Origin of the sequence: Streptomyces sp. NPDC057654, assembly GCF_042800135.1 — a bacterium.
GTDB lineage: Bacteria > Actinomycetota > Actinomycetes > Streptomycetales > Streptomycetaceae > Streptomyces.
In genome coordinates this window covers 1-4,401 of the sequence record NZ_JBHVHQ010000731.1, presented here as the reverse complement: position 1 = coordinate 4,401, position 4,401 = coordinate 1, and the positions used below count along the sequence as shown (strand labels likewise).

The window sequence follows — 4,401 nt, the reverse complement described above, 5'->3', positions numbered from 1 at the left end:
CCGCCGGACCGGACCGCACGCCGCGGCCCGGTGAGACGGACGCGCCGCGGCCCGAGCACACGCGGCACCTGCCGAATGTGGAGACCGCGACCTTCAGCTCCCATGCGACGAGCGGTTCCCGGCAGACCGGCAGCCAGTTCGCCGGCTCGTTGGGCGGTGGCGGCGGCCCGCGCTGGGCGACGCCCGACGCCCAGTGGGCGGTGGACACGACCGGTGACGGCACCCGCGGCAAGAAGGTCGACAACTCCTCGACGGCCGGTACCTCGGTCTCCACGGACCAGTTCAACCTGACCACGGAGGGCGGCACCGAACTCTTCCGGATTCCGGCCCGGTTCGGGCTGGACCTGTACGAGGGCACGTCGCCGGAACCGCTGGTGCGCTTCGCCCAGGACCCGGCCCGGCCCGCGCCCGTAACGGCTCAGCAGCCGGTGCAGGGCCTGCCCGCGCCCGTGACGGCCGGGCAGAACATGCCGACCGTGCCCGCGCCCGTACTGGGCGGGCAGACCGCCCCGGCGGCGCCGGCGGCACCGGCCGCCGCTCCTGCTGCCCCGATAACGGTCCCGGGCACCATCACGCTCGCCGTGCCGCACGCCCGTACCCTCCCGGCCGACACCCCGGCCCCCGCGCCGCGGGAGCCGGACGTCATCCGCGCGCCCCGCACCGGCGGCGGGCAGGACGACGACTTCGAGCGGATGCGGATGACGGACGCGGCGGGCAACCCGCGGCCGGGCCAGGTCCGGCTGCCGTCCGACGCGAACGTGGACGACTTCCGGGCCGCCGGCGCGATCCAGCGGGCGTTCCAGCAGCTCGTCGACGGCACCTACCCCGGCCACCCGGCGACCAACGCGTTCGGCCAGTGGGTCAACTCGGCCACCGGCCGGCTGCCCGGCGTGGTGACGGCCGTGGGCAGCGGGGTCGCCGAGTACCTGGCGGGCCCCTCGGCCACGGACTCGGGCGCCTTCGCGGCCGAGGCCCTGTTCCAGCAGATCCGGACGTCCAGCCTCATCGGCCGCTCGCACCAGATCTTCAACGGCACGTATGTCATCGAGGGCCTGGTCCTGCCCGGACTCGCCGCCGACCAGGAGATGTCCCTGGACATCCGCGGCATCCTGCACCACCCCGCCCACGACGGGTCGTTCACCACCTACGGCGAGAGCGACATGTCCAGTACGGACACCAGGTCGCGGTCGCGCAACGTCACCAACAGCCGCGAGTACGGCGGCAGCGTCGGCGCGCTCCAGTCGGCGCCCGCACTGCCGAGCCGGGGCCTCCAGGCCCAGCCCAGCGGCCGCGGCGCCCAGAGCCGCAGCGTCGACGACGGCAACTCGCGGTCGACGAGCACGTCGGTCGTGCGGGTGCCGGTGGAGACCGGCCGGCACCATCTGATCACCGCCGACGCCACGCTGCTGCTGACGCTGCGCCGGGGCACCCGCAACGTCGTCGGGCACCTTGCCGGGATGGGCAGCCGGGACGACATCACGATCGCGATCGACCTGCCGCGCTCGGTGCGGTTCAGCATCGCCGACAGCCATCTGCACGACCTGGCCCGCTGGTTCGCCGGGGTGCGGGGCATCCCCGCGATGCCCACGCCGCCCAACACCCTGCCGCTGCCCGAGCACTTCGTGCAGACCCGGCAGCTGGGCTACGGCAGCGTCCGGCACGTCACCCAGCTCGACCACGCGGTGCGGCGCAACGAGGTACGCGACCGGCTCCACGACGAGCTGCTGGCGCTGCTGGAGCGGGAGGCGCCCGGCGTGACGCGGCCCGGCAGCGCCGCGTACATGTCCGGGCTGGCCGCCCAGATCGCCACCATGACCGCGCAGGACCGGCTGCGGGCGCTGCCCGGCCGGGGGTCGGTGACCGCGTGGTACCGCTACCCCACGACGGGCGGCACCCGGCTCCTCCAGATCACCCTCTCCGCCGAGCCGGAGGCCCAGTCCGCGGCGCTGCGCCAGGTGCGCGGCCGCCCGGCGGGCGAGGGGGCGGGCCTGGACCAGCTCGGCATCCACGCGCCGAACGTCGAGGGCCGGTCCCACGGGACGTCCCGCACCCGCAAGGTGGGGGTCAACCCGATCACCCGGTACCCGCGCCCGAACGCCGCGGCCGGCCGTACCGACCGGACCGGCCCCACGCTGTCCGCCGCCCGGTCCACCGCCCGTTCCGCGCGGATCGACAACAGCGCCGATGACCGGCACTGGACCCGCACCGAGAACGCCGCGGACTACTCCGTCGCCTACACCCTGACCGGCTCCGTGCGCTCCCAGCTGATCCCGAACTGGCCGCCGGACCTGCTCGGCGGCGCGGCGGCGGCCGGCTGGATCGCCCTGTCCGAGGGCTCGGGCGAATCGATCACCCAGCGGCTCCAGCGGCTGCTGCGCGGCCGGCCGACCCGCACGGTGCAGGTTCCGGCGTCGGTGGCGCTGCGGTTCGCGGGCTCGGAGACGACCCCGCCCCGCACGGAGATCGCGCCGCCGGTCCGGCCCTGGGTCACCGGGGCCGACCCGCGGCTGTCCACGGCGGAGCGGGGCCCGCTGCCGATGGGGAGGCGCCCGTTCACGGCCGGTCCGGCGCTGGTGCCCACGGGCGCGACGCCCGTGTTCACGTACAACGCCTTCCACGAGCTGGCGGAGGCCATCCGGACGGTCGCGCCGGGGGCCGCCGAGATCTGGGGCCTGACGCCGGACCTCACGCCGGAGGCCGCCTCGGTGCGGCTCGGGGAGCTCATCCAGGCCGGGGAGATCTCCCTTCCTCCGGCGGGCACGGGCGGGGAGCAGACGTCCCGCGTGCCCGGCGCCTGGCCGGCCGACGGCGAGAGCGGGACGGCCCCGGCCCTCCAGGTGAGCCTGCACAACCCGCGGCCGCTCACCGAGGCCGAGGACATCGCCATGGACCGGCTGCGGGTGCGCTCGCGTTCGCAGGGCAGTTCCTCGTCGGTGGGCACGACCGCGGGCATGGGCTACCAGACCGTCGTGAGCGGCAACCAGGCCAACCTGCATCTGGTCGGTTTCACCGTGCCCGTGCTCCAGGAGCAGCCGGTCACCCGTACCGGCGGCGGCTCGAACGCCGCCGGCGGCTGGGACCGGATCAAGACCGGCGGCACGTCCCGGTCCGCGACCGAGACCAACACCCGCAGCCACGAGACGATGGTCGACGTGGTGCTGCGGGTCGAGGGTCCCGGCGGCACCCGCTACGTCACCGGCACGGCCACCGTCCGGCTCTTCGAGCGCGACCTGCTCGGCTACGGCGTGATCGGGCCGCGCAGCGCCTCCCGGGTCTACGACCTGCCGGCGATGCTGAACGAGCAGCCGCACACCCCGCTGCGGAACTGGCTCACGCACCCCGTCACCCAGCTGCCCGCCGCGCTGGCCGCCGGGCTGAACGACCAGGAGGGCAGCGCCCAGCTCTGGCTCGACCTGGGCGCCGACCCGGACAGCACGGCGCTGGCCCGCGCCCTGTACGTGGGGTCCCGCACCGCCCAGGCGGCGAGGCGGCCGGTGGAGCTGGCGCTGCGCGGCAACACCGGGCTGCGGTTCTGGCCGTTCGCGGCCGACGGCTCGCTCGTCGACACCACCCACGCCACCGCTGCCGCCTGGAACCGGATACAGGGGCACATCACCGCCGCGACGGACGCGGCGGCCGCCGAGGCCGCCGCGGTCGCGAACGAACAGTGGCTGCTGCCCGACCTGGAGCAGGCCGCGGCCGAACTGGCCGCCGCCGATGCCGGGGTGGCGACGGCGGACACCGCGCACACCGCGGCGGCGGACGCGCTGACCGAGGCGCGGCAGCGGCGGCAGGCGGTCAACGAGCGGCTCACCGAGGCCCGGCGGGCCCAGGCCGACGCCGAGGGCGCGGCCCGTGCCCAGGCGCAGGCCCAGCGGGCGGCCCAGGTCCGGGTCGCCAGCGCGGAACGGGCGGTGGCGGAGGCCGAAGCGGCGCTGGAGGCCGCGGAGGCCGCGGACGACAGCGCGTCGGACACGTCGTCCGTCGCCGGGTCCGAGCCCGACCTCGAAGCGGACCTGACCGCCGCGCGGAACGAACTGGGCGCGGCCGAAGGGGCGTTGACAGGCGCTCGGGCCCGTGCCGAGGTCGCTCAGGAGGCGGCCGACCGCGCCGCCGCGAACGCGGACAGCGTGGACCGGCTGCTCACCGTGGCGGACAGGCGGGCCGAGGACGCGGCCCGGGCGGAACGGACGGCCGGCCGCGGCCTCGCCCAGGCCACGAGCCGGCGCGACGAGGACTTCGGGTTCCACCAGAGGCTGCTGGAACAGGTGCGTCAGGCCCGCCAGGAGCAGGCCGACCAGCGGGGCATCTGGGAAGAGGCGTGGGCCCAGATGCCGGGCCTGGCCGGCAACCTGAGCGCCGACCGCTGCCGGGAGGGCACGGGCGGGGCACGGTTCCCGC

At 76.1% G+C, this 4,401-nt stretch carries 1 pseudogene; it reads left to right on the top strand.

Going from position 1 to position 4,401, the window contains the following annotated elements:
* Positions 1 to 77: 77 nt before the first annotated feature.
* Positions 78 to 4,401 (top strand): annotated as a pseudogene (locus ACFU99_RS34640) (hypothetical protein); the annotation flags it as partial.